This is a genomic window from Microseira sp. BLCC-F43, from assembly GCF_041929235.1.
Taxonomy (GTDB): Bacteria; Cyanobacteriota; Cyanobacteriia; order Cyanobacteriales; family Aerosakkonemataceae; genus Microseira.
In genome coordinates this window covers 1-24,015 of the sequence record NZ_JBHFNP010000038.1, presented here as the reverse complement: position 1 = coordinate 24,015, position 24,015 = coordinate 1, and the positions used below count along the sequence as shown (strand labels likewise).

At 46.0% G+C, this 24,015-nt stretch carries 29 protein-coding genes, 1 tRNA gene and 2 pseudogenes; 21 read left to right on the top strand and 11 right to left on the bottom strand.

Annotated features, from left to right (window positions below):
• Positions 1-65: 65 nt before the first annotated feature.
• Positions 66-776, bottom strand: coding sequence for a hypothetical protein (locus tag ACE1CM_RS06440; protein WP_374876571.1), 711 nt, complete (start codon positions 774-776; stop codon positions 66-68).
• Positions 777-1,087: 311 nt separating this feature from the next.
• On the opposite strand from ACE1CM_RS06440, the gene ACE1CM_RS06435 reads away from it, so the two are divergent.
• The 12 genes and pseudogenes from ACE1CM_RS06435 (at position 1,088) to ACE1CM_RS06380 (ending at position 10,379) form a co-directional block, all read left to right on the top strand.
• A complete protein-coding gene (locus ACE1CM_RS06435) occupies positions 1,088-2,431 on the top strand; it encodes a glutamine synthetase family protein (protein ID WP_374876570.1) in 1,344 nt (447 codons plus the stop codon).
• 58 nt (positions 2,432-2,489) lie between these two features.
• Positions 2,490-3,407: an amidohydrolase family protein gene (locus tag ACE1CM_RS06430; RefSeq protein WP_374876569.1), complete on the top strand. Its 918-nt coding sequence runs from the start codon at positions 2,490-2,492 to the stop codon at positions 3,405-3,407.
• On the top strand, positions 3,382-3,609 hold the full coding sequence (locus ACE1CM_RS06425) for a hypothetical protein (protein ID WP_374876568.1): 228 nt from the start codon (positions 3,382-3,384) through the stop codon (positions 3,607-3,609). Before ACE1CM_RS06430 ends, ACE1CM_RS06425 begins: the two co-directional genes overlap by 26 nt.
• 176 nt (positions 3,610-3,785) lie before the next feature.
• Entirely contained in the window at positions 3,786-4,148 is a 363-nt protein-coding gene (locus ACE1CM_RS06420) for a Spx/MgsR family RNA polymerase-binding regulatory protein (RefSeq protein ID WP_374876567.1), read from the top strand.
• A gap of 106 nt (positions 4,149-4,254) precedes the next feature.
• Positions 4,255-5,481, top strand: coding sequence for a pentapeptide repeat-containing protein (locus tag ACE1CM_RS06415; RefSeq protein WP_374876566.1), 1,227 nt, complete (start codon positions 4,255-4,257; stop codon positions 5,479-5,481).
• A gap of 151 nt (positions 5,482-5,632) precedes the next feature.
• Positions 5,633-6,127 (top strand): hypothetical protein, encoded by a 495-nt coding sequence (locus ACE1CM_RS06410; protein WP_374876565.1) that lies wholly within the window; start codon positions 5,633-5,635, stop codon positions 6,125-6,127.
• On the top strand, positions 6,106-6,270 hold the full coding sequence (locus ACE1CM_RS06405; protein ID WP_374876576.1) for a pentapeptide repeat-containing protein: 165 nt from the start codon (positions 6,106-6,108) through the stop codon (positions 6,268-6,270). The genes ACE1CM_RS06410 and ACE1CM_RS06405 overlap by 22 nt, the downstream gene beginning before the upstream one ends.
• A 294-nt stretch (positions 6,271-6,564) precedes the next feature.
• Positions 6,565-6,843, top strand: coding sequence for a hypothetical protein (locus ACE1CM_RS06400; protein WP_226592801.1), 279 nt, complete (start codon positions 6,565-6,567; stop codon positions 6,841-6,843).
• A 421-nt stretch (positions 6,844-7,264) separates the two neighbouring features.
• Positions 7,265-7,462, top strand: a complete 198-nt coding sequence (locus tag ACE1CM_RS06395; RefSeq protein ID WP_226592798.1) for a ribbon-helix-helix protein, CopG family — start codon at positions 7,265-7,267, stop codon at positions 7,460-7,462.
• Positions 7,426-7,614, top strand: coding sequence for a helix-turn-helix domain-containing protein (locus ACE1CM_RS06390; protein WP_374876564.1), 189 nt, complete (start codon positions 7,426-7,428; stop codon positions 7,612-7,614). The genes ACE1CM_RS06395 and ACE1CM_RS06390 overlap by 37 nt, the downstream gene beginning before the upstream one ends.
• 270 nt (positions 7,615-7,884) lie before the next feature.
• On the top strand, positions 7,885-9,159 hold the full coding sequence (gene iscB, locus ACE1CM_RS06385) for an RNA-guided endonuclease IscB (RefSeq protein WP_374876563.1): 1,275 nt from the start codon (positions 7,885-7,887) through the stop codon (positions 9,157-9,159).
• A gap of 533 nt (positions 9,160-9,692) precedes the next feature.
• Positions 9,693-10,379 (top strand): annotated as a pseudogene (locus tag ACE1CM_RS06380) (Uma2 family endonuclease).
• A 10-nt stretch (positions 10,380-10,389) separates the two neighbouring features.
• Here ACE1CM_RS06380 and ACE1CM_RS06375 read toward each other — a convergent pair.
• Both ACE1CM_RS06375 and ACE1CM_RS06370 read right to left on the bottom strand, forming a co-directional pair.
• Entirely contained in the window at positions 10,390-10,515 is a 126-nt protein-coding gene (locus ACE1CM_RS06375; protein ID WP_374876562.1) for a hypothetical protein, read from the bottom strand.
• 29 nt (positions 10,516-10,544) lie between these two features.
• Positions 10,545-10,991 (bottom strand): glutaredoxin family protein, encoded by a 447-nt coding sequence (locus ACE1CM_RS06370; RefSeq protein ID WP_374876561.1) that lies wholly within the window; start codon positions 10,989-10,991, stop codon positions 10,545-10,547.
• A gap of 264 nt (positions 10,992-11,255) precedes the next feature.
• Here ACE1CM_RS06370 and ACE1CM_RS06365 point away from each other — a divergent pair, with 264 nt between their 5' ends.
• The 4 genes from ACE1CM_RS06365 to ACE1CM_RS06350 all read left to right on the top strand — a co-directional run bounded on the left by ACE1CM_RS06365 (position 11,256) and on the right by ACE1CM_RS06350 (position 14,982).
• Positions 11,256-12,491 carry an LL-diaminopimelate aminotransferase gene (locus tag ACE1CM_RS06365; RefSeq protein WP_374876560.1) on the top strand — a complete coding sequence of 412 codons (1,236 nt, stop codon included), beginning with the start codon at positions 11,256-11,258 and terminating at the stop codon, positions 12,489-12,491.
• 408 nt (positions 12,492-12,899) lie between these two features.
• Positions 12,900-13,862, top strand: a complete 963-nt coding sequence (gene cysK, locus ACE1CM_RS06360; protein WP_374876559.1) for a cysteine synthase A — start codon at positions 12,900-12,902, stop codon at positions 13,860-13,862.
• 134 nt (positions 13,863-13,996) lie between these two features.
• Complete coding sequence (locus tag ACE1CM_RS06355; RefSeq protein ID WP_374876558.1) at positions 13,997-14,239, top strand: ChaB family protein; 243 nt, start codon at positions 13,997-13,999, stop codon at positions 14,237-14,239.
• A 560-nt stretch (positions 14,240-14,799) separates the two neighbouring features.
• Positions 14,800-14,982, top strand: a complete 183-nt coding sequence (locus tag ACE1CM_RS06350) for a hypothetical protein (RefSeq protein WP_374876557.1) — start codon at positions 14,800-14,802, stop codon at positions 14,980-14,982.
• Positions 14,983-15,169: 187 nt separating this feature from the next.
• Here the strand turns inward: ACE1CM_RS06350 and cobA are convergent, their stop codons facing one another.
• From cobA to tnpA, 7 genes and pseudogenes are all read right to left on the bottom strand, one after another.
• Positions 15,170-15,961: a uroporphyrinogen-III C-methyltransferase gene (gene cobA, locus ACE1CM_RS06345; protein WP_374876556.1), complete on the bottom strand. Its 792-nt coding sequence runs from the start codon at positions 15,959-15,961 to the stop codon at positions 15,170-15,172.
• Positions 15,958-16,668 (bottom strand): sirohydrochlorin chelatase, encoded by a 711-nt coding sequence (locus ACE1CM_RS06340; RefSeq protein WP_374876555.1) that lies wholly within the window; start codon positions 16,666-16,668, stop codon positions 15,958-15,960. The genes cobA and ACE1CM_RS06340 overlap by 4 nt, the downstream gene beginning before the upstream one ends.
• A gap of 453 nt (positions 16,669-17,121) precedes the next feature.
• On the bottom strand, positions 17,122-17,838 hold the full coding sequence (locus tag ACE1CM_RS06335) for a manganese catalase family protein (protein WP_374876554.1): 717 nt from the start codon (positions 17,836-17,838) through the stop codon (positions 17,122-17,124).
• 229 nt (positions 17,839-18,067) lie between these two features.
• On the bottom strand, positions 18,068-18,622 hold the full coding sequence (locus ACE1CM_RS06330; RefSeq protein ID WP_374876553.1) for a Dps family protein: 555 nt from the start codon (positions 18,620-18,622) through the stop codon (positions 18,068-18,070).
• A 238-nt stretch (positions 18,623-18,860) separates the two neighbouring features.
• Positions 18,861-19,916 (bottom strand): GUN4 domain-containing protein, encoded by a 1,056-nt coding sequence (locus ACE1CM_RS06325; protein ID WP_374876575.1) that lies wholly within the window; start codon positions 19,914-19,916, stop codon positions 18,861-18,863.
• A 3-nt stretch (positions 19,917-19,919) separates the two neighbouring features.
• Positions 19,920-20,273 carry a 4-Cys prefix domain-containing protein gene (locus ACE1CM_RS06320; protein WP_374876552.1) on the bottom strand — a complete coding sequence of 118 codons (354 nt, stop codon included), beginning with the start codon at positions 20,271-20,273 and terminating at the stop codon, positions 19,920-19,922.
• 231 nt (positions 20,274-20,504) lie between these two features.
• Positions 20,505-20,911, bottom strand: a pseudogene (tnpA, locus tag ACE1CM_RS06315) (IS200/IS605 family transposase).
• A 157-nt stretch (positions 20,912-21,068) separates the two neighbouring features.
• On the opposite strand from tnpA, the gene ACE1CM_RS06310 reads away from it, so the two are divergent.
• From ACE1CM_RS06310 to ACE1CM_RS06300, 3 genes are read left to right on the top strand one after another with little or no spacing between them, the layout of a single operon-like run.
• Positions 21,069-21,266 carry a hypothetical protein gene (locus tag ACE1CM_RS06310; RefSeq protein WP_374876551.1) on the top strand — a complete coding sequence of 66 codons (198 nt, stop codon included), beginning with the start codon at positions 21,069-21,071 and terminating at the stop codon, positions 21,264-21,266.
• A complete protein-coding gene (locus ACE1CM_RS06305; RefSeq protein ID WP_374876574.1) occupies positions 21,235-21,852 on the top strand; it encodes an RNA-guided endonuclease InsQ/TnpB family protein in 618 nt (205 codons plus the stop codon). Before ACE1CM_RS06310 ends, ACE1CM_RS06305 begins: the two co-directional genes overlap by 32 nt.
• Positions 21,853-21,905: 53 nt before the next feature.
• On the top strand, positions 21,906-22,199 hold the full coding sequence (locus tag ACE1CM_RS06300) for a zinc ribbon domain-containing protein (protein WP_374876550.1): 294 nt from the start codon (positions 21,906-21,908) through the stop codon (positions 22,197-22,199).
• A gap of 591 nt (positions 22,200-22,790) precedes the next feature.
• On the opposite strand, the gene ACE1CM_RS06295 is transcribed toward ACE1CM_RS06300, so the two are convergent.
• A complete protein-coding gene (locus tag ACE1CM_RS06295; protein ID WP_374876549.1) occupies positions 22,791-23,165 on the bottom strand; it encodes a DUF4359 domain-containing protein in 375 nt (124 codons plus the stop codon).
• A 119-nt stretch (positions 23,166-23,284) separates the two neighbouring features.
• Here ACE1CM_RS06295 and ACE1CM_RS06290 point away from each other — a divergent pair.
• A tRNA-His gene (locus ACE1CM_RS06290) sits at positions 23,285-23,357 on the top strand.
• Between the two features lie 130 nt (positions 23,358-23,487).
• On the top strand, positions 23,488-23,922 hold the full coding sequence (locus ACE1CM_RS06285) for a hypothetical protein (RefSeq protein ID WP_374876548.1): 435 nt from the start codon (positions 23,488-23,490) through the stop codon (positions 23,920-23,922).
• Positions 23,923-24,015 lie beyond the last annotated feature (93 nt).

Below are 24,015 nucleotides of genomic sequence, written 5' to 3'. Positions count from 1 at the left end.
ATCTAACAGACCAGTCCCCACCAGACTCATACCCAGTTGTATCTGTTACCGCAATCTACTGGTAGTCAAACTGCTAGCGGTTGCTCAACTTTATGGGTTTTTGCATAGACTAGAAGCTCGTCCATCGATTCTGCGTAGGCTTCAAACAACTCATCAACCAATGCAAAATACACTTGACGCTGCTCATCTGTGATTTCTATTTGTGCAAAAAACTCCACAACATTACGCCTGTTTATATTGTGGTTGTTTTCCTGTGTTAAATGATGGTTCCCGAAGAATCGATATTGTTTTTTGCCTATTCCTTGCAGTTGCTTAACAACTTGTTCGGTGTTCGAGAAAAAAACATTGCCGGTTACTTCTGAAACTAGAACTCCTATCAATTTTTGCAGCGGGTCTGATATCAAAATAGACCGCTCAATTTTAGGACAAACTTGCCGAGTTTTCTTGGTTTCTTCGCCCCACATAAATTTCAAAGTATCGGTGAATTTAAGCGATTTGTCTAGATCTAGTTTTTGCAGGTCTTCCATAAGCCAATGCCAATGATCTTGTTCTTCATAAGTGTGTAGATTGATAATTGCCTGGATTGTGTTAGTGGTTGGCTCTTCTCTGAACCCATATTTACACAAATCTGAAAAACCCGTAGCTAAAGGAACAAGGCAGGGAGCAAAAGCGAGCCTTTGTCTAGGATCTATGCTTTTGTCTTGCAGATAATCAAACAATGGCAATTCGGCAAATTCTTGCTTTCTCTTTTGAATTAATGCCAAAACTTCTTTCATCTTGAAATACCTAGTTGTTCGGGGACTGTAGCAACCTAGCTAAATTTGGTAAATAGGTGGGCTATGACAATCACTATAGAAAATCTCATCGGAGAGTGCCCTCGGTAAAATTAACTATTTTTTTTTTATTCAGTGAACGACAATAGATGAAAATACTTATCTAATTCCCTAAATACACAGAAGTAGGGGCTGATGCAAAGCAGGAAAGTTGTACGATTTGTGTTATAGTTGAGGTTTTAAGCGATCTCACCGTCAGTGTAGGACGGTGAGATCGCTTAAAAGTCCGCTATTAACTGCATAAATTCACATCAATGTCTGATCACCCCATATCTCAATCCCTAGAAGCGGCAGGTGTGAAGTTCATCCGCGTCCTCTGGTGCGATAATGCTAATATTATTCGCGGCAAGGCTATTCACATCGGCGCGCTATCCCATCATTGTGAACAGGGGGTGGGAATCTCAGCGGCACAGCAGGCGATTCCGGTGATGTATGATACCCCAGTTGCAGAAACTGGTCTTGGCCCGGTTGGCGAGGTACGATTGATACCTGACTGGTCTACGCTTAATGTATTGCCTTATGCACCCAGTCATGCCCGGGTTATGGGGGATATGGTCAACGATGGCATTCCTTGGTCTTTTTGTCCGCGCAATTTCTTGAAGCGGATGGTAGCTGATGCTTCTAGTCTTGGTTTGGAAGTAATGGCGGCATTTGAAAATGAGTTTTACCTGCTGCGTCCAACTTCTGATGGCATTGGAGTAGAACCCGCCGACAATACTGTTTTTGCTTCTACTCTGGCGATGGATTCTAATTTAAAAGTAATCGATGAAATTGCCCTTGCATTGGTTGCTCAAGCAATGCCCGTTGAGCAATACTATCCCGAATCAGGCCCCGGTCAGCATGAAATTTCGATTCGCTATACCCAGGCAATGTCAGCTGCCGACCAACAAATTGCTTTCCGAGAAACTGTGCGCGCGATCGCTATGCGCCACGGCTTAAAAGCTTGTTTTTTACCTAAAATATTTGCCGATAAAGCTGGCAGTGGATGCCATTTACATTTGAGTCTATGGCAAGATGGCAAAAATATCGTTCCCGATGGGTCAAAAGTTGGCGGTCTTTCCCAGATAGCGCAAGCTTTTATTGCCGGAATTCTTAACCATTTACCAGCTTTGATGGCGCTGACTACTCCCTGCACTAATTCTTATCGTCGCATCCGCCCGCATTTTTGGAGCGGTGCGTTTCGCTGTTGGGGAATAGATAATCGCGAAGCAGCAGTGCGTGTACCAACTGACCCAGCGGTAAAAAGTCCGACTAATTTTGAGTTTAAAACAGTTGATGCTTCCGCGAATCCCTACTTGGCTTTAGGTGCGGTGATAGCGGCAGGACTCGATGGTGTTAAGGGGGGTATTGACTTGGGCGATCCGGTGGCGGTAGACCCCGGTTATTTGTCAGAATCAGAACGCAACCTGCGGGGGATCGATTTGTTGCCGACTAATTTGGGGGATGCGATCGATCGCTTAACCCGCGATGATATCCTCCTCACTGCCTTGGGTTCAGATTTGGCAAATGCTTATCTGGCAGTGCGAAAAGCCGAGTGGGAAGCGATGAAAAATATGGAATTGGAAGACGAGGTAAAGCTTTTACTAGAACGCTATTAATCGATGGTGACAAGCTAGACAAAATCTCAAATCTCAAATCTCAAATCTCAAATTTTTTATGGATCTTTGGCATATTCCGGCAATTGACCAACACGCGCATAACTTGCTCAAACCAGAAGTGTTTGACCGTTACCCCTATGGGGCGGCTTTTACTGAAGGGTATGATGCCGATATTGTCAACTATCATGCCCGTTATACGTTGTGCTATCGCAGGAGTTTAAGGGAAATTGCCACCCTTTTGGAGTGCGAACCAACAGAAGAAGCTATCCTTTCTCGACGCAGGGAATTAGGGATAGATCGACTCGCGGAAATCTGTTTCAATGCAGCCAACATAGAAACTATTCTCTTAGACGATGGTTTTCTGACCGATGAAGTTCTGCCTGGGGAATGGCATCAAAAATTTGTGACTGTCCATAGGGTACTTCGTCTGGAATGGTTGGCAGAAAATATTATTAGTCAGGTTGATAATTTTGAGAGATTTATAGACAGTTTTCGCGCTGCAATTGACCCGCATCCCCTGGGAGTTGTCGCTTTTAAGAGTATTGCCGCCTATCGTACTGGTTTGGATATTCAGCCAATTCCTTATGAAATGGCTAAGTTCAGCTTTTACGACCTGAAACACTCTTCTCATCAACAACCGCTGCGCCTCGCTAACAAAGCTTTAATTGACTTTCTGATCTTGCAGGCATTGGAAATTGCAGCTAAACATAACATACCCGTACAGTTTCATACGGGATTTGGCGACCCCGACCTCGATTTGCACAAAGCCAATCCTCTTTACCTGCGTACTTTACTAGAAGATAGTCGCTATCGAAATGCTAAATTTGTCCTACTTCATGCTTCCTATCCTTATATGCGCGAGGCGGGATATTTAGCTTATGTTTATCCTCACGTTTATTTGGTTAGCGGTGCCTTTTTTAAGCGTTGCTGGGATGCGTTCTGCGGTACAGATGTTGTTGGAATTAACGCCTACTAGCAAGTTGATGTATTCTTCTGATGCTCACTTTATTCCGGAATTGTATTATTTGGGTGCGAAATGGGGGCGCAAGATTTTAGGGGAAGTTTTAGAGCAATCTATCCAAGATTCTGATATAAATTCAGCTGAAGCGGAGGCGATCGCCCGTGCTGTTATAAGCGAAAATGCCCGCCACCTTTACCGCTTACTCCCTTCGAGTTAGAAGAATACTTAACTGTTGCTAGTTATCTCATGCATAGTGGCTAATGGCTAATGGCTAATGGCTAGATCAGAAAAAATGCTATATTAACAATTAGCAATTAGCAATTAACAACGCCAAAGTTTATAACTAGCAACTGGCGTTAGGTGCATTGCTGTTGATGTTGAGTAACCAGTGCTATGTCGATTCAAGTTTATGGAATTCCAAATTGCGGCACCTGCAAAAAAGCCTTCAAGTGGCTGGAAGATAACGGTGTTGAGTATGAGTTTATTAACACGAAAGAACATCCGCCAACTCGCGAGACGATCCAAAACTGGGTAGCGTCTTTGGGTTCAAAGCCGATGCGAAATACCTCTGGTCAATCTTACCGGGCGTTGGGCGACTTGAAGACGAATTGGACGGACGAACAGTGGATAGAGGCATTCGCTAAAGACGCGATGCTGCTGAAGCGTCCTCTTTTCATTAAGGATGGAACAGCTGTGTTGGTAGGTTTTCGAGACAAAGAGGAGACGCTGCGAGCAAAGTTGGGAATTGCGGTATAATACCGTTGGCTTTTTTAAATGCGTTCGCGAGCAATCGCTCGTGACGCGCTTAATATAAAACATTTGATTTAAATATTGTCAGCAATCGCTTACTTCTGCACGACCTATGAAATCTAAAAATTTGGTCATTGCTGGGGTGTTGGCTGCGATCGTGGTTGCTAGTCCTAGTGTTGCTCAAAATCAAGAAATAGACAGGGAACTGTATCAACTCTGCACCCAATTCCCCCTCAACTCTCGCTGTGCAGGTTTTAACATTCCGATTCCCCTAGACGCACGCAAGGGTGAGCAAGCTGCCTGCGGGTTCAACACAGGCAAGAAACGTCAATCCGGAAAATGCAAGATTGCTGCAACCGCTCAAGGTTTAACCCTTTACATCGAGGAAGGCAAAGAACTCGATTTTTTGGATAATAAACGGGGAACCGCTGTGGTAAATGTTCCCCTAGATCGGGTTTTTGCCATAAATTATCGACAATGGAACAGAATTCATCGAGTGGAACTGGGATTTTTAATTCAATCCGAATCCTCACGCTCCAATCGCACCAATTTTTTGGAAATTATCAGCAATGAAAAGTTAGCAATGTCTCTAAAAAGCCAGTTGAAGATGCCGCCAATTTCTCCAGAGATGCTATCGGTAGGGAAAGTGCGTGTGGAGACGACTGAGTCTGGTTCAGATCCATCTGCCCTGGTCAAGCAATTGTTAGAAACAAAAGAATGCCTGCGATGCAATTTGCCAGGCGCGAATCTGAGTTCAGCGGACTTGAAAGCTGTGAATTTGGCGGGCGCTAATTTACAAGGTGCGAAGCTGGAGGGAGCTTATTTAGTCGGCGCAAACCTGGATAAGGCAAACTTGACGGAGGCGAATCTGAAACGAGTAAACCTCGCTCTTGGTTCAGTGCAAGAGGCAGTATTGCAAAACGCAGACTTGAGGGGGGTGAATCTGCAAGGCGCTTCTCTGCCTAGAGCGAATCTGCAAGGAGCCAAGCTGTCAGCTCCAGCAATGTTGCAAAATGCCGATTTGTCAAACACTAATCTGAAAAACGCCAATTTGGAAGGGGCGATGCTGGCGTTTGCCAATCTGGAAGGCGCAGATCTTCAAGGAGCAGATCTGGGTGACACGTCGGTCAAGTTGTCGGGTATCCCTGGTAATTACTCCCGTGGAGAGATGGCGCTCGATGCATTCGGGACTGCACTCTCGATTTTGACTGGAAATTTGGGTGGAATAGCCGCTTTTAATTCCAGAGAGCGTCCGGTCAAGTTTGATACCAATCTACAGGGAGCTAACCTGAAAAATGCCAATCTCACCGGGGTTTGCATCAGTCGGCAAAATATCTAGATTTACCGATAATAAACCCATAGATTCACTCTTTTAAATCTAAGCTCTAGCTCAAAGCGCAATCAAAAGATACTGGAGCAACTCATCCTTTGTCGTTGACTGAGCCGAAGAATCTTAATAATATGGCACATACACAGATTTAAGCCAAAGAATGCGCTCTGCCGAATCTCGCACCTATGTCACGACAACAACCAACCGATGGGCGGTTACATTTCTGTCTGATATGGCAGCGACTCTAAGAGATGCCAAGATTCACTGCCTCAAACTGTTGCTTCAGCGCCAGCTGTCTCAGTCGCAAATTAACACCGAGCTTCAGCAGCAGTTCAAAATCAACAAGCGACAAGCTAACAGCATAATTGCCTACATAGAAGGGCATCTGAAGTCGGCGCGGTCTTGTCGCGACAATCACCTGGAACAACTTCAGGGCAAACTGAAGCACGCTACCCTTGTCGTAATCAAACTAGAGAAAAAGATTAAAGCGCACCGCAAGTATTTGCAGGCAGTAGAACAGGTTAACCGAGGACAAAAGAAGAAAATTCCCAAGTACCTCAAACCTCAATATCAAGATGCCTGCCCCATCCGGTGCTATCATCATTTGACGCGCTACAGGCAAGCCCAAGTTAAATTGCACCACAAAAAGCGGTAGATCTGGAAGATGCTTCGTTAGTTGATGCCAATCTCAGCGGTGCTAACCTCAAGGATGCCAAGCTGGAGGGTACGGATTTGACAGGGGCAAATCTATGTGGGGCAACGATGCCAAACGGTTCGCGCGGCAATCAAGGCTGTTAGCGCGATCAAAAGTCCCATACCCCCACTTTACTTTTGAGAGCGGGCATCGTCTGTTTGTAAATTTATGAGACAATAATCCACACTGAATCTAAAACTTCTGTATCGTAAACTACGGAATTAAAAATTTCAGGACTTACACGCATATTCCTGGTTTCTACGAAAAATCGTTGGTTTGGAAACGAGAGATCGAGGTCGAAACTGGGTTTCTGGCAAGGCCCTGGCGTAAGTCCTGAATTTTTAGGGCTGTGCTGGCAACTCCAGCGCCACGAAAGTTCGCTGCAAAGGATTGTCGTTATGAAACTGCGATCGGATGTTTGTACGAGGATGTCGCCATCCACACCAGTCAGTGTAGGTAGCGTGGGTGCGTGGGAAAGATTGTGCGATCGCACCACCCCACCCGCACCCAAATTTGCACCTTCGGTCTGGGTTAAAGTTTTGAACCCTCCCACAGCGTTCAGCTTTGATGAAGCTTGGCTCTTGTGCGAATACTCTGAAAATCAATGGTTAGCTTGGATACCAGATTATGGGGAAATTCTACTGAGGATAGATGAATTTTGCAGTCTTGAGCGGTAGGGTGGCTGCAAGCCACCCTACTCAACCAGGACTTACGCAAGGGCGTTCCTATCACCAAAGTTTCTGCGTAGATCTCTAGTTACCAAACCGACGATTTTTGATAGAAACCCGGTGTCTGTCAACTAAACGTTACCGCCCAGATTTTCGCAACGATGTACAGCGGATTGCAGCCGTATGAGGTAAGGCGAAAGTTTGTGTAGGGGCTGCCATTTTTGCTGCCCCTACACTGTTAAGCAGATGAAAGCCTTAGAGCAATTGCTCAAATCTATTGGCAAATCAATTAGCGACTTGCCAGATCGCCTATGATGAACTTCAGTTTAATGCATCTAGATGTAATATGCAACTAATAAATGTAGGATGCAGATAAAAAATTCTATAAATTGTCTAAAACTGCTACCAACTAAGGAGCGCAGCAAAGAGTATGATGGATAAGCGTCAAGATGTTCGGGGAGAAATGGCAAAGCGCATTACAATTACGTTGCCGGACGAAGTTGCAGAAGCATTGGAAAAGTGGGCGAAGGAAGAAGGTAGACCTATGGCGAATCTTGCTACTTTCCTAATTCAGAATAGCGATCGCCCAACATGGGACAAGCGGGTAAAGCTCTTAGGGAAGTGTTGACGAGTTATGGCATCAGCCAAAATAAACTGGCAACGGCAATGGGACTTCAACGATCTGCGGTTTATAAATGGGTTCACGAAGAGAGAGATCCCACCGCCCTTACGGTTGTAGGGATAGTCAAAGCCTTGAGAGGGATGAATTCAGAATATTAGGCTGTACTTGGGTGAACCAACAGAGAGTCAGCAACCCCGCACGCGAGCGTGACGGGGCTTCAGGCGTAAGCTTTGAAGCCGTGCTGACCAGACCACTCGTTCAAAGTAGCCGTTATCTAAGTCAAGACACCTTGGGATGCGACGCTAGTCCCCTGCTCTGTCATCTGCAATTAAACAGTTCTAAGGTCACTGGAACAGTGTTGCAGGTCTAAAAAGCTCAGATAACAAGGTCGAAGCGAACATTATCCATTCATGGAGTCAGACACCACAATGTCTAATCATGTTTTTGTCCTAGATACTCGCAAACAGCGACTTGCGCCATGCCTACCTTCTGTTGCAAGTCGGCTACTCGATGCTAAAAAAGCTGCGGTTTATAGACAATTCCCATTCACCATTATTCTCAAAAAGGAGGTAGAAGCTACTCCTGAACCAATCGAATTGAAGCTAGATCCCGGTTCCAAGGTGACGGGAATTGCTCTAAAACAGGGCGACAAGATTATCTTTGGCGCTCAACTGACACACCGAGGACAAGCCATCAAAGCGAGTCTAGAATCACGCCGTTCATTGCGACGGGGTAGACGGTCTAGACACACTCGCTATCGTCAAGCTCGTTTCCTGAATCGTACTCGTCCCCAAGGATGGTTAGCACCTTCCTTGCAGCATCGGGTAGAGACCACGCTGACTTGGGTGAATCGACTGATCAAACTTGCACCCATTGAGTCCATTGTTCAAGAACTGGTACGCTTTGACCTGCAACAGATGGAGAACCCAGAGATTGCCGGCGTTGAGTATCAGCAGGGCACTCTCTACGGCTACGAAGTTCGAGAATATCTGCTCAACAAATGGGATCGAAAGTGTACTTACTGTGATGCTGAAAACATCCCATTGCAGATCGAACATATTCACCCACGGGCGAAAGGCGGCAGCAATCGGATTTTTAATCTCTGCCTTGCCTGTGAAAAGTGCAATCAAAAGAAGGGGACGAAAGACATTGAGCAGTTCCTAGCCAAGAAACCGGATTTGCTCAAACGAATTCTGACTCAAGCAAAGCGTCCCCTCAAGGATGCCGCTGCTGTGAATTCCACGCGATGGGTATTGTTCAACCGCTTGAAAGAGACGGGTTTACCCGTTTCAGTTGGCAGTGGTGGACTCACCAAGTTCAATCGGACTCGACTGGGACTGCCCAAAACGCATTGGTTAGATGCCGCTTGTGTTGGACAAGTTAAATCGCTCGAAATCTTGACATCGAAGCCGTTGCAAATTAAAGCAACGGGTCATGGGACACGCCAAATGTGCCGTACTGATAAGTATGGGTTGCCGTCGCGATATGTTCCCCAATTCAAGTTTGTTCACGGCTTTCAGACAGGTGACATCGTGAAAGCGGTGGTGACGACTGGGAAGAAAATTGGTGAATACGTTGGACGGGTTGCTGTTCGCTCAACCGGATCGTTCAATATCTCAACATCTCAAGGATTGGTGCAAGGCATCAATCACAAATACTGCACCCCTATTCACAGAAAGGACGGCTATAGCTATGGCTTCTGAAAGACGTAGGCGGTTAAAACCGCTCGTGTCGCTTTTCCTCCCAGGGCTGAAGCACCTGGGTTTCCAAGCTCCCGGAGGCTCCTTATGAAGACTGAGATTTCAATTGGGTGCAACACAGTTAAAGATTGTAGGGGCACGGCATCAATAGGCTTTGCCCAAAACTTGAAGGTTTTCTACTGCCGTGCCCCTACCACCAATATTGATTGCAGTCACACCTGAAAAAGCTCAGAGACGAACTGATAATGAGTCATATCGATTCCGGTTGCATCGGAATTACAGCCGTTTTCAATTGGGTGCAACACAGTTAAAGATTGTAGGGGCACGGCATCAATAGGCTTTGCCCAAAACTTGAAGGTTTTCTACTGCCGTGCCCCTACCACCAATATTGATTGCAACCTGGGTGAGGCAGAAAGATCCTTCCTTCGAGTCATCGGAGCGGCAGAATTAAGACTCAGAGTAATTATGCCCCCTCACCTATAACCAGGGATGCGATCGCGCTAAAGTAGAGCCAAAAGGATCGCCTCAACTAAAATATGTTAGCCAGTACAGCCACTTACGAAATTACCTGGGAAAAACTACCCGATGACTTTGTTTTAGACGACGAACCCGTGGATAACATCAATCAAGCATCTCTTGCTGCGGCTTTAACAGAAAGCTGGCAAATCCCAGGAAAGCTACCAGAAAATGCTCTGACTACGACCAACTACCGGCTCGGCGCTACCGTTAATCAAAAAATGGTTGTCAAAGCGCCAGACTAAGCTTATATTCCTGCGATTCGAGTTCACCGATTGCAAGTAAAACGCAGTTATACTCCCCAACTTTAGGGCGATATTCCGGTTATTATTATGGAATTTATCTCTGATGCAGAAGGGAAAGAATATTCGATTAAACCCACCTATCCACCAGGAAAATGGTTCTTCTACGAACGAGTTTTAAAAGTTCCCAACTCTGAGATATTTGAACCAGATTCAGGAGAATTAGAAGTTGAGCGGCTAGATAATTCAGAACGCTACCAGCTACGCAGTCCCGATGCAAATAACCGCTATTGTATTGCACCAATGAATTTATTTTTGGGAATTTGGCAGGGAACAAGGGAAAATCGCACAGGCTATTGGTTGCGATGGTGGGATGAAAATGGTTTCCTATTACTTTGGGGAACTGAACGCGCCGAAAGATTAGCTGCTCAACTGAGAGCAGCGGGAATTGAACCGGAAGTTTAATTTCTTAGAACTAAAGCCAAGCGGCTTCTCCCAACCCTGTTTCAAATAAGTAGCGATCGCATTCGGGTTGTTTTGAGCATGGGATGCGATCGCTAACCCAAATCAAAACGTTAACGCAACGCTCCTCTGACATCATCAATCGAGGAATTAATCAAAGTTCTGCCTTTAACTGAAAGCACGGGGTTTGCGAACCGAATCACCTACTGATGTTCCTGAGTTGCGGATCAAAGTCCACATTTCCCGATTCGTTGCCTCGTCGCTATCGACATTCCTGAATTCGTAAGGAATCTTATTTGCGTCTAATTGGCGCATCATTCCGCTTGTCAAACCGCAAGTTGGTCTGCCATAAACAATAACCGCAGGGGTTTGATTCCCGCGCGCGGGTTGATTTGCAGAAGTAACTGGACTGTTTTGCGGCGTAGTTTGATTTGCTCTTTCGGCTGGATTAACAGGAGCAACTCGCCTGTTTTGCCGATAAATAACATTATCTAAATCTTCTACGATGCCAGTTCTGGGATTAATCCAGCAGTTGACGCAATCTTGAGCGTTGACGCCTGCTGGAATTGACAGCAAAAAGGCGGCTGAAAGAATGCTTGGGATGGCTTTTTTCATGGCAGTTGTTTCCATTTAATTAATTAGTTTCCCCAGACTGTGGGGAGTTAGTTAAATCCACCCCTTTTTGGACTGTGAATTCTGGCACAGTTTGCATTCAACTATAGCCTTACTCAATTAGGCGTTGTAGCCTATCCCAAAATGGGTGGCGCGTACATCCAGTGTAAGTCTTTCAATGTTTTACTATCGAGGCTAAAAATACTGCTTTCACCAAGGGAGACAATTCGCAGTAAGCTTTACTAACGGCGTTCTTCGCGATTGAACATGGCAACGATTAACGATAACTACCTCAAACTCAAAGCTGGCTACCTATTTCCCGAAATTGCGCGGCGGGTGAATGCCTTTGCACAGGCAAATCCGGATGCGAAAATTATCCGCTTGGGGATTGGCGATGTCACCGAACCTTTACCAGAAGCTTGTCGTCTGGCGATGATCGACGCGGTGACGGAAATGGGCGATCGCGCAACTTTCAAAGGCTATGGCCCGGAACAAGGGTATGCTTGGTTGCGGGAAGCGATCGCTAAATTCGATTTCCTCTCTCGCGGTTGCGATATCGATGCGGATGAAATTTTTATTTCCGATGGTTCTAAATGCGACACCGGGAACATTCTGGATATCTTTGGCAAAGATAATGCGATCGCTGTCACCGACCCAGTTTATCCCGTATACGTCGATACTAACGTCATGGCGGGAAATACTGGCACTGCTAACGAAAAAGGCGAATTTGAAGGCTTAGTTTATCTGCCAATTACCGCAGAAAATAACTTCACCGCCTCGCTTCCTACCCAAAAAGTCGATCTAATTTATCTGTGCTTCCCCAATAACCCCACGGGTGCTACTGCTACCAAAGAACACCTGAAAGCTTGGGTAGATTATGCCAAAGCGAATGGATCGATTATATTCTTCGATGCCGCTTACGAAGCATATATCACCGAGCCAGATATTCCCCATTCTATTTACGAAATAGAAGGGGCAAAAGATTGCGCGATCGAATTTCGTTCTTTCTCCAAAACAGCCGGATTTACCGGCACTCGCTGTGCCTTTACCGTAGTACCAAAAAACCTAACCGCCAAAGCTGCCGATGGTTCGGATGTCCAACTGTGGAAACTATGGAATCGCCGCCAATCTACTAAATTTAACGGCGTTTCTTACATCGTACAAAGAGGTGCAGAAGCAGTTTATTCCGAGGCAGGACAAGCGCAAGTTAAGGCATTGATTAGTTTCTATCTGGAAAATGCCAAAATTATTCGCGAGCGACTTTCTGAAGCCGGAATTGCCGTTTATGGCGGCATCAATGCACCCTATGTTTGGGTGAAAACGCCGAATAATTTATCGAGTTGGGATTTCTTCGATAAATTACTGCACACTTGTAATGTAGTCGGAACTCCTGGTTCTGGTTTTGGTGCTGCTGGTGAAGGTTATTTCCGCATTTCTGCCTTTAATAGTCGGGAAAATGTGGAAGAAGCAATGAAGCGGATTACCGAAAAGTTTAAAGTGTAGTAACTCAAGTTGCTAGTTATAAGCTTTGGCGGTGCTAATTGGTAATTGGTAATTGGTAATTGGTAATTGGATTAACAGGCTGTAGACTCCTGAGAATTACCCATTACCCTCGTTCCCTGGCTCTGCCTGAGAACGCTATTACCAGTGTGTTCTTGGATGTAACTAGCAACTTGGGTTAGTAATTCAGTTTGGCGGATCTCGATCCGCGACTTCTCTTGTGAAGTCGCGGATCTCGTGTAAAAAAAGTAGTATAAGTGACCATAAATTTATCTGCCTTAAATTAGCTTAGTTTAAAACTAAAGCGACCTCAGCCAAAATATTAAGTACGTATAAAATGCAGTAATTCTATCAAAAAACCGTAGTATAATGAATTTATCGCTTTTAACTAGAACCTTGAGGAAAATACTTATGCGGATTGCAAAAGATATCACCGAGTTAGTTGGACGGACGCCTTTAGTGCAGTTAAATAAAATTCCCCAATCAGAAGGGGCGTTGGCGCGAATTGTGGTGAAGCTAGAAAGCATGAATCCAGCGGCTTCGGTGAAAGATCGCATCGGGATGAGCATGGTCGATGTGGCGGAAAAAGAAGGGTTAATTGAACCTGGAAAGACGATTTTAGTCGAGCCAACTTCTGGCAATACGGGGATTGCACTGGCAATGGTAGCGGCGGCGAAGGGGTATCATTTGATACTCACAATGCCGGAAACGATGAGTATGGAACGGCGCGCCATGCTGAAAGCTTATGGGGCGCAATTAGAGTTAACCCCAGGGGCGCAAGGGATGCGGGGCGCGATCGCCAAAGCTGAGGAAATTGTCGCCAAAACTCCCAATGCCTACATGTTGCAACAATTCCGCAACCCCGCCAACCCCAAAGTGCATCGGGAAACCACCGCTCTTGAAATTTGGGCGGATACAGATGGGGAAGTAGATATTTTAATTGCCGGAGTTGGTACGGGCGGGACAATTACAGGAGTAGCAGAAGTAATTAAATCGCGCAAGCCGAGTTTTAAAGCGATCGCAGTCGAACCCACCAACAGTCCAGTTTTATCCGGCGGTACACCAGGACCGCATAAAATACAAGGCATTGGGGCAGGATTTGTTCCCGCAGTTTATCAACACGAACTGGTTGATGAAGTGATTCAAGTAAGCGACGAACAAGCGATCGCCTACAGTCGTCGTTTAGCAAAAGAAGAAGGATTGCTCTCCGGTATTTCTGCGGGTGCGGCTTTGTATGCAGCTATACAAGTAGCCAAGCGCCCAGAAAATGAAGGTCGCTTGATTGTCATGATACAACCGAGTTTTGGCGAACGCTATCTGAGTACAGTACTGTTCCAAGAACAACCCCCCGCTCAATTAACCGTTCCTGTCTAAAATTTTCAGTATGGCAATTCAAAACCATGCTCAAGATAGAGGGGTAAATCAATTCTTCATCTATCGCACAGAGGAGGAATTGGGAGGGTTTGGTAACTAGGATGAACCTAGAACTAAATTACGGGAGTAGGTTTATGCAGACCGAACAAATCAACGAAATGCCTGCTGAAGTCAAAGAAATGCCTGAAGGCGCGCAAAATATTTTCATGGCTGCATTTAAGAGCGCCCAAGAAGACGGAATGAGTCAACAAGGCGCTCTTGATGTTGCTTGGAACAGCGTTAAGCGAGGCTATGAGAAAGGTGCTGATGGCAAGTGGCAATTGATACCGCAACACTCCAACCAAACCAATAAATCGGTTCAATCTGGCGGTAATTGAAGCGTTTTTTAGATGACGACGCATCGGCGTTAATTAAAGAAAGCGTTTTTTAGATGATGCGGGCGATCGCTGCTGTTGATTTTACAGCGCGCGATCGCCTTTCGATTTCTAGTTTTGGCTGGTTAGATCGAACACAACCTTAAACAAAACATTCGGTACTTTCCGCCGCAAGAACTGAAAATGCCCATCTGCATCAGAGCGACTGCTCTAGCGGGCTATTATTGCCCATTTTTGACTGGGTAATACGCGAGCAATTGCCCAGCACTGCAAGCGTTGCCGATAAGTCATAATTGAATTTACCTCCATTGAATAACGGAGCCAGAGCCAGTACGCCGAAGCCTGAGAAACTAACGAGTGCTGGCTTTTGACTTTGGTGCAGTTATACCAATATCATTTTAGGTGACTTATCTCTTAGGTTACAAGTCTCTTTAGTAATAATATTGGGTATAAGTCACTTTGTGGCCTATGTTTGAGATCGGAAGCCATGCTTGATATAAAGTGACCCAAGACACCCTGAAGATTTACATTGATAAAGCTTTGAAGCTGAGGTTCAAATCCCTGTGTGCTTTACAGGACAAGGATATGAGCAAGGTTGCATCAGAATTGATAGAAGCCTGGGTGAGGCAGAACGATGCGTCATTCCAGCCATCGGATCGGCAGGACGATGGGACAAGCGGGTAAAGCACTCAGGGAAGTCTGGGGATGAATCTGTAGGAAGCGATCGCATTCGACGGAGAAATTGACACCTACAGCCAATTTTCTGCAACGCCAACAGCCCCCAGGCTAAAGCCTGGGGCTACACAAACAAAGCCCTAGCAGAGAGGGGCTAAAATTCTTACAGGCTGCTCTGGCAGCCAAAGTTTGTGTAGCCACACCCTTAAGGGTGTGGTATTTTGGCGAACTTATTGTTAAAGAAACCGGGTTTCTCGATCAAGGACGACAACCCGATAGAATACCGTGCAAGTTGACAACATTTCCAATCACAGCGATCGCAGGCGCACCGAACCCCGTCGCCTCAACTTGCGCCACAATCGTTCCCAAAGTTCCCAACAACTCTTCTTGTTCTGGTCGAGTTCCCCAACGCACCAACGCCACAGGCGTTTCCTCACTTAACCCAGCACCAAGGAGTTGTTCCGCAATATAAGGTAAATTGTGAATCCCCATATAGATCACAATCGTTTCCGAACCGCGAGCGATCGCGCTCCAATTCACCGCCGGACGATACTTACCCGCCCCCTCATGCCCTGTCACAAATGTTACCGACGAACTATACCCCCGATGGGTCAAAGGAATACCAGCATAGGCAGGCGCGGCAATCCCCGAAGTAATACCTGGCACCACCTCCACCGGCACACCCGCAGCCACCAAATCTTCCATTTCCTCGCCGCCGCGACCAAAAATAAACGGATCGCCCCCTTTTAACCGCACCACAATTGCTTGGGTCTGCGCCTTTTCGATCAATAACTGAGTAGTTTCCTCCTGCACCAACGAGTGACGCCCGCGACGCTTACCCGCATCGATTTTTTCAGCTTGCGGATTAATCATCGCTAGAACTTCCGGACTCACCAAAGCATCGTAAACCACCACATCCGCACAAGCCAAAAGCCCCTTCCCCTTAAGCGTCATCAACCCCGGATCTCCAGGTCCCGCGCCCACCAAATAAACCTTACCCACACACCTTCTTCCCTCTTTCTCTGCGTTCTCTGCGTCTCTGCGGTTCATTCTTCAACCAAATCCAAAATCAAATCAGCCAACTCAGTACTTGCACCGATAGGCGCCCTCATCCTGAAATTTACAGCCGGTAATTCTTGGGAGATTACATCAACAGCACGAGCGATCGCATCCGAGATTCCACCAGGAAACAAGAAATAAGGAATGATGCAGATCTTCTTCTTTCCTGCAATAGCCAACTCCTTCACCCGCGACTCCAAACTCGGAGGTATAGACCAATACGCCGGAAGCGCGCCCAAACCAGCAGCCAACGCCTGCACCGGCTGGTTCCCCTGGGGGCGACGGCTACCGTGGGATAGCAAAATCTTCCCCTCGGCATCATCTGAAGATAATTGATTGGCAAACAACCGTCCCAAATCGGGATGAACGCCCAAATGAGGCCGAATTTCGATGGGTAAATCTAACTTAGATCTGGCGATATCGACCTCAGAGGGGATATCTTCCATCACATGCACCCCTGGTAAGAGAAACAGGGGTACAATTTGGACGCTGGTAAATTGGGATGCGATCGCCCGTGCGCCAAATGCTTCAATTTGCCCGTGTAAGGGCAAAGAACCTAGTTCGAGGCAAGCCGTGCCTACCCTGTTGCCACTTTCCAGCTTCTGGGATACCAAAAAAGCCAACTTCTCGACCTCCGCTTGAGGCCGAGGGTCGCGACTGCCGTGGGATACCAGTAGATAGGCAGATGGCGATTTCAAGAGCCTGTCAGTGAATATCGGTTGCAAGTTTATCTCAATAACACTTTAGCGTTTCAGCAAAAATAATTTTGTATCAATTACTTCTAAATTTGCATCTTTTGAATATTTTAATCAAAAAGCGCCAAAGGGGTCATACTAAATCCGCTTGCACCACGCCCTTTTGAAACGAACCGCCAAGACGCCAAGGACGCCAAGAAGAAGAGAGAGAATACAGGGGGTAAGCGGATTTGGACCCGATAGCGCTTTTGATTGAGCTACCAGGCTAAACAATAAAGGGCGTTGCTGAGTAGGGGCACGGCTAAGGTGAGTTTTGTCGCATTTGTCAAAGTTTTTCTCCTGCCTTGCCCTTTATAGGGGATTGCCAGGGGTAGGGGCACGGCATCCGTAAGTTTTGTCGCATTTATCAAAGTTTTTCTCCTGCCGTGCCCCGACAATGCCAACGTCAGATGATTGCTAACGTTCTGCTAAAGGTTGAGCAATATATTTGAAAGTCGGTTCCTCATTCCAAGGTCCGCGTTCGTCCTTACCAGAGGTAGTAGGTGAAATTGCTTCCTCTTTACCACCTTGAGACAAATTAAAGTAAAGATCGACGGTTTGATCTGGCTGAATATTGCCAAAGAAGGGGTCGGTGAGCTTACCCAAGGACTCCAGACCTTTCATAAACATTTGGGTATGGGAAATTTCCCGCGTTAGCAGAAACACAAGCGCATCTTTGGTGCCTTTATCGGGAGCCATTTTAATCAACTCTTCATAAGTTTGACGCGCTCCGGCTTCAGCGGCAATATTGGCGCGCAAATCGCGCACTACATCGCCGCCTTCGTTGATGTAAGCTGCCGTCCAAGCGACGCCCTGACTATCTAAAAAATGCGGCCCCATACCGCGAACGGCAAACAAAGTACTCCTAAAAGCGTCGGTTTGATCGACGTTTTTGGTGTGTTGTTCGATTAATCTGCCAACTACTTCTAAATGGCTAAACTCTTCGATAGCGATATCTTGGAGCATGTCCCGAATCCCGGCATTTTCGCAATGAAAAGACTGCACCCAATATTGTAATGCTGCGGTTAATTCCCCTGTTGCTCCACCAAACTGTTCTAGCAGAAGTTGAGCAAAACGGGGGTGAGGTTCGACGATATCTACCGAATGCATTAATTGTTTTTTGTGAAACAACATAAATGAATAACCTCGTGCCTTAAAAGGGAAAAAGCTACCGAATGGGATAACTTGTATCCAGCTTGACCTACATTGGTAGCTTATCGCAGGCTTTCAAGTTGATCTTGGCTCTGGAGATAGAGTTATTCGTTGCAGTATCTCTATCTTAAGAGAGGCAGGAGGTAATAACTGAGAAACCCGGTTTTTTCACAAAACCGGGTTTCTTAAAGAGTGTCAAATGTTGACTTGTTTAGTTGCTAGAAGCTTGGACAAAGCCTAGGGTTAGACTATCGTGAGCGAGGAAGTGAGCGAGGTGAAATGCTCTATCTTCGGTTTCCATCAGTATTTTTTCGTACAGGTAGCGAGTTGCGCGATCGCCTAAACTTTCTGCTTGTGCTGCTTGGCGACGAATCAGCTGAATAATCGCTTGTTCGGCTTGCAAGTCGTGCTGTACCATTTCCCGACAAGAATAAACCCCATCGGCTTCTGGTGTAAAGCAGCACAATTCGGCAAGTTTGGTAAAGCTAGCTGCGGGAACGCCGCCTAACCCGTTCATCCGTTCGCCAATTTCGTGAACGTGTCCTTGTACTTCTTCGTAGCTGTCTTCAAAAAACTTGTGCAGCGAGTAAAACTCAGCCCCTTCCACCACAAAGTGATGCTTCTGATATTGCAGGTAAAGCGCCTGAAAACTAGCCAGCGCGACATTGAAACCTTCGCAGACAGGTGTAGTTACCGAGTGGTCGAATAAAACCGGATTGTCATACACCCTGTCAATCGAGCGTAGTATACCCTGAGTTTGCGACATGGTTTTTTCCCTTGTTATTAGAAGTTCTCGGCTCAATTTCTTTAACTTTATCACTCTTTATATTGGCGTCAATATCCAGGCGGCTGCTTGACAGGATTTATTTTCAATAATTAACATCCGGTTAACCGAGCGCTGCACCTGGCTATAAATTAATGGTATTGGCAACAGCTAAGCGGGTGAGTAAATTGCAATAAATTCACAATAAGAAAATAGGAAAATTGTTTTACAGGTGCTGTGGTCAAAGGATTTGACACGCTTCCAGCTTGCCTGACAGGGTCGCCGCGTGACGCGACAATTGAGTACTATTCGCCCAACTCCAGGAAGGCAAGTGTCCTAGTGGGGCAGAATCGCGAAATTGCAAGTAAGAACGGAATTGTTTGTAGGGTAGCCAACCGATGCTGGCGCAGAACTTGCCAAAGTCTTGTTCGACGCTATCGTAGATTTGCTTTTGCACGCTAAAGCCAAAGCGCCCTTGGCTGTACTTTACCCAGAGTCGGTCAATTGTTTGCAAATCAACGCCTGGAAATTTATCGATCTCGCTGGATTGAATATAACTGCGGGGTGATTTTTCCAGCACTTCGCACATGCGCGCCCAAGTTTCTTGGTCTGCTTGTTGCCATTTACCAGCAGCGAGTAGACGCTGTAAGTTCGTATAATCGACTCCCACTGCGGAATTCAAAACGTCTCTTTGGGGTTTAGCAGCATATCGCCGCCAGAGGTTGGCTATCGGGTTAGTTTCCTTGGGTGGTGGTAATGGTTTCTTCGGTGCGGGTTGTGGCGTTAGTGCTTGCAAGACTTCATCGGCAGATTTGTAACGCAAGTTGAGGGGATGTTGCAGTAATTTATCTAGGATACGGGCTAAGCGATCGCTCACAGTTGTACCGCTAAGCAAATAATCGCGCCAAACCCAACGATGATTGGAAAAATCAAACAACTCAAACGCAGACACCCCAGTCAGCAAATGAATGCAAGTCACCCCCAAACTGTAGAGATCGCTAGCAGGTAACGCTTTCCCCTTTTCTTGTTCGGGGGGCATATATCCTGGAGTTCCTACAGCTGTGCCGTTGTGAAATAAAGCCGAGTCGGTAATCTGTTTAGCAACGCCAAAATCGATCAGAACGAGTTTGCCATCCTGACTTTGGCGCATAATATTGCTCGGTTTAATATCCCGGTGAAGTACCTTGCGATCGTGGATAAATTTGAGGATGGGCAATACACCTTGCAGCAGTTCCAAAATCTGGGTTTCGTTGAAATTCCCTTTGTGCAATTCTCGTTCTAGAGTCTGCCCCTGAATAAATTATTGTACCAAATAAAGTTGCTTTTGCTGTTCAAAATGAGCTAGCAGAGTAGGAATTTGACGATGCTGCCCCAACTCATCCAAACGCTGCGCTTCTTGGTGGAATAATTGAGTGGCTTTTTTTAAACCTAAACTGCCTTGAGTTTGAAGATAAAGTTGCTTAATTACGCAGCGTGGTTTAGAAGGAATATGTTCGTCCACGCCCAAAAAAGTTCTGCCAAATCCCCCTCTACCAATCGTTTGAATAGGACGATATCGGTCTAGTAGCAAAAGCTTAGCACCACAACTGTGGCAAAATTTAGCGTTATCCGGGTTTTGGGGATGGAGACATCCAGGGGTAACGCAGTAGTTCATAGGCAGGTGTCAAAGCCGACTCTACCTACCAATGTATACCCAACCCACCGAGTTGTAAAGTATAGCAACCGCAAGACATTTAGGACGTTCTTAATTTCTGAAACCCTTGATTCTACGTTCTTCTTCCCCTAGCCCCTAGTCCATCAGGAAATGCTTCAAGGGTACTGCCACTATAGCGAAGCAAGCGTGGCAGAGGAATTGAAGCCTGCAAAAAAAGCTCGCGCAACGATATTATTCGGGGGTATCTTGATTCTGAACATAAGCCTTAAGTTGCTCTAAAGTCACACCCCCACAACTGGCGACAAACAGGAGCGCCCGTCCAAAAAACAGGCTTGTAATAAAATTTATTCAGATGGTTAGAAAACTCCTTCCTAATTAATCTACTACTAACCGTTTTCAGATTATTCACAAACTTGCTAAGCAAGCACGTTGGGATTATAGTCTATCAATAAATGCACGGGATCTTCCTCTCCGTTGAATTCCACAACGCTAGATTCCCACTTCATGCATGTATCCCAGAAAATCTGCTCTAATCTCGCGAGAATCTCTTTGTTGATAACCTTCTTGCGGTACTTAGTTACCAAAACAAAGTGTGCTTGGAGCCTGTAGCACGCTCTTGACCTGACGCGATCGGCCATTACGGTAAACGAGACACTAAAGTAGAATACTCTAGCTATGAAGCTAAGATACATCTACAAAGTTAAGCCATATTCCGAACAAGTCGCCATAATGGAAACTTGGTTGGAGATGCTGCGATGACACTACAATTACCCACTTGGTCAAAGATTTGACTGGTTGCGTAGAACTCGCTGTCAAATTGATAGGTGTAGTTTAGTTTCCGAACCAATCGGAGATATCCCAGACAAGTTTCCCGGCTATAACTTTCAAGCGGTCGAACTCAAACAAACCAAAGAATTGTTCCCCGCATACAAAGAAATCCACGCAGAAGTTCAGCAGCAGAATCTCAAGCGCACAAGACAAATCTTGGGATAGATGGTCAAGGTTTAAAAAGAAGGGAGAAATGCGTTCCTTTACCTTCCCCAGGATTAATTGCCCCAAAGCGGGGGTAAATAAAATCGACAAGGGGGTTTTAACCTTATCCAAGATAGGTTCAATGCCGGTTGTGATGCATCGCGAACTTCCTGATAGATTTGAATTAAAAACTGCAACCATCGTCAGAAAAGCCGACGGATGGTATGTCGCCATCTCTGTGGAGGAAGATTCCATACCAGCACCAAAACCAATCGACGAGGTTAAAACCGCTGTTGGTATCGACTTAGGATTGAAGTCGTTTCTCGTAACATCCGCCGGGGAATCGGTTGATGTTCAACAGCATTACAGAAGGACTCAGAAGCATCTAGCTCGCCAACAAAAACGCTTGTCTATAAAGCAGGCAGGCTCTATTAACCATCAAAAACAAAAAGAAAAAATCTCCTGCATCCACCAGCGAATAGGTAGGAAGCGGGAGATTTTTCATTATCTTGTTGCCGCTCAATTGGTTAAGCAATATGACTTAATTGCAGTAGAAGATTTGAGCATTAAAGGACTTGCTCGTACCAAGTATAGACGTTACATGTAACGTCTATACTAAGTCAATCTACGATGTGGCGTGGGGTAAATTCCTGACGATACTTGAAGCAGTGGCCTCGTCTAGGCGGCATACATTTCGTTAAGGTTAGCCCTCACGGCACAACAATTGATTGTTCCGGTTGCGGTACAAAGGTTCCTAAAACTCTCTCGGTCAGACTTGATGAATGCCCTAAATGCCGATTAGAAATTGACCGCGATGAAAATGCTGCAATTAATATCCTTTGCAAGGGATTAACTGCCGTGGGACTCACGGTGGCTGCCTACAGACGGTTAAGTGGTTACACTGCGGATGAAGTAGGAAGCGAGAGTAGCGATACTGGGAAGCTGCCACTATAGCGTCAGCTTAGTGGCAGAGGATGTCACTGCCTCTAGCCTTTAGCTATAGGTTCTGGTGTTTGCAATAATGCGAAAAGGGAGAGGTGTTAGTAGCTCTCCGAATTTTGTTGAACTCTAGCTTTTTTAGACTTGGTCTGGACTGACGCCAAGAAACCTGGTTTCTCGGAAAAATCGTTTATGGAAATCAGAGATATAGGCAGAAACAAAGGTGATAGGAACGCCCTTGCCTAAGTCATATTGATTTTTGAACTAGCTTTGCTTCTCCATTCATCAGCTAGCTCGTTTGAGAGAGCCGTCTGCGTACAATTCTAGCGGGATCAATTCAAGTTTACCCTTGACTAATACTTTGGAGTAAACGATTTTAACCAATGGGGATTGGTTCTGGTTATAGCGACTAGCCATATAAACCTCCACGAACTTCCTAACCTGGTTATTGATTTGTTTATTCTTACTATTGACAATATAAGACTGATATGCTAATAGTAAATCAATCTAAAGCTGGAAAAATAGCTGGAACAAGGCTCTTTCGCGAGAAGTAGAAAAGCTAGGAGTAACTATTTCCAAAAGAAGACAATGTTTTCAACCCAAAATCTAATACGGCTTTTGGGCTTGATAGGTATAAAATTTATGAAAAACTGCCACAGTTTCAAACTGGTAACCAGGCAGGAAAGGGCCGATAGAAAGTTCTGTGCGATAAATACTAAAGAAAATAAAATTAAGTTGGTCGGTATTCTCAGAGATCATTTTTTGTAGTTGAGGACGCCCAACATCGACCAGGGATGTGCAGTAACTGGGGAGAACCTCACCGAAATCTTTAGGGGCTTGGGTGCAGACGTTATCTTTGAGGTAGCCGGTTAGCTGAGCGATCGCATACTCCTCGTACTGGGGCTGACTGGGGTTAGCGATCGCCATCGCCCCCCCGACAACAGCCAGAAGCCCAACGAGAGCGGATTTGATCGATTTCAACTTGTGCATGGGATTTGAGACTGCGCCCGACGGATGCCTGCATTCCAGATTATCTGATATTGATCGATTACCCCCTAGATCAATTTCCGATCCTTATGCTATATTAGGTAATCGCAACGGCGAGCGTAGCCAAGTGGTTAAGGCAGTGGATTGTGGTTCCACCACTCGGGGGTTCGAGTCCCCTCGTTCGCCCTGATTTTAAAGTTTCCTAACCCCCGCGCCTCAACCCGTTGGGTACAATAATCCTATCTTTTTCGCAACTCTATCGGGCTTTAACCAAGCCCTAATAGCCCCGGAAATTTAGGGAAGATTTAGGGAAGCTGTGGCACCACAAAATCGACTGGCGGAAGTTAATGCCGAACTCAAAGCGGCAAATATCGGCGTGCAAGTTCGCCAAAAAGGAAATCGCCTATGCTTAAGGGCAACGCTACCGCCCAAGCCTGGGAGTGAGGACAAAAAGCCTTACGATCTGAGGCACGCCTGGGCAGTCCGAACTTTAGAGTATGGCCTAGATTTGACTAGGGCAGCTCAACAAATACGAAATCAATATCCTTGGTATCGCTGGAAACCCACACCAATCTCTACTTCAACTGGGCGCTGCTTTCCATGCTGGGGGTTGAGCCTCAAGCCGATTATTTCCAATACCAAGACAACGGTTGATGCTTGTCATCGGGTACTGCGGGAGTTTGTAGGCATTGTTCCAGTGAGTATTGAGCCACTCCCCGGTCTCTTGACACGGGGATTCAGGCTGGAATAATGGTACATCTTTTCGTCCGGTCTTGTTTGCACAAAACGACTATCTGGACATACTTTTCCAGCTTAAAGGAGATCCTCTCGGATGGGGAACCAG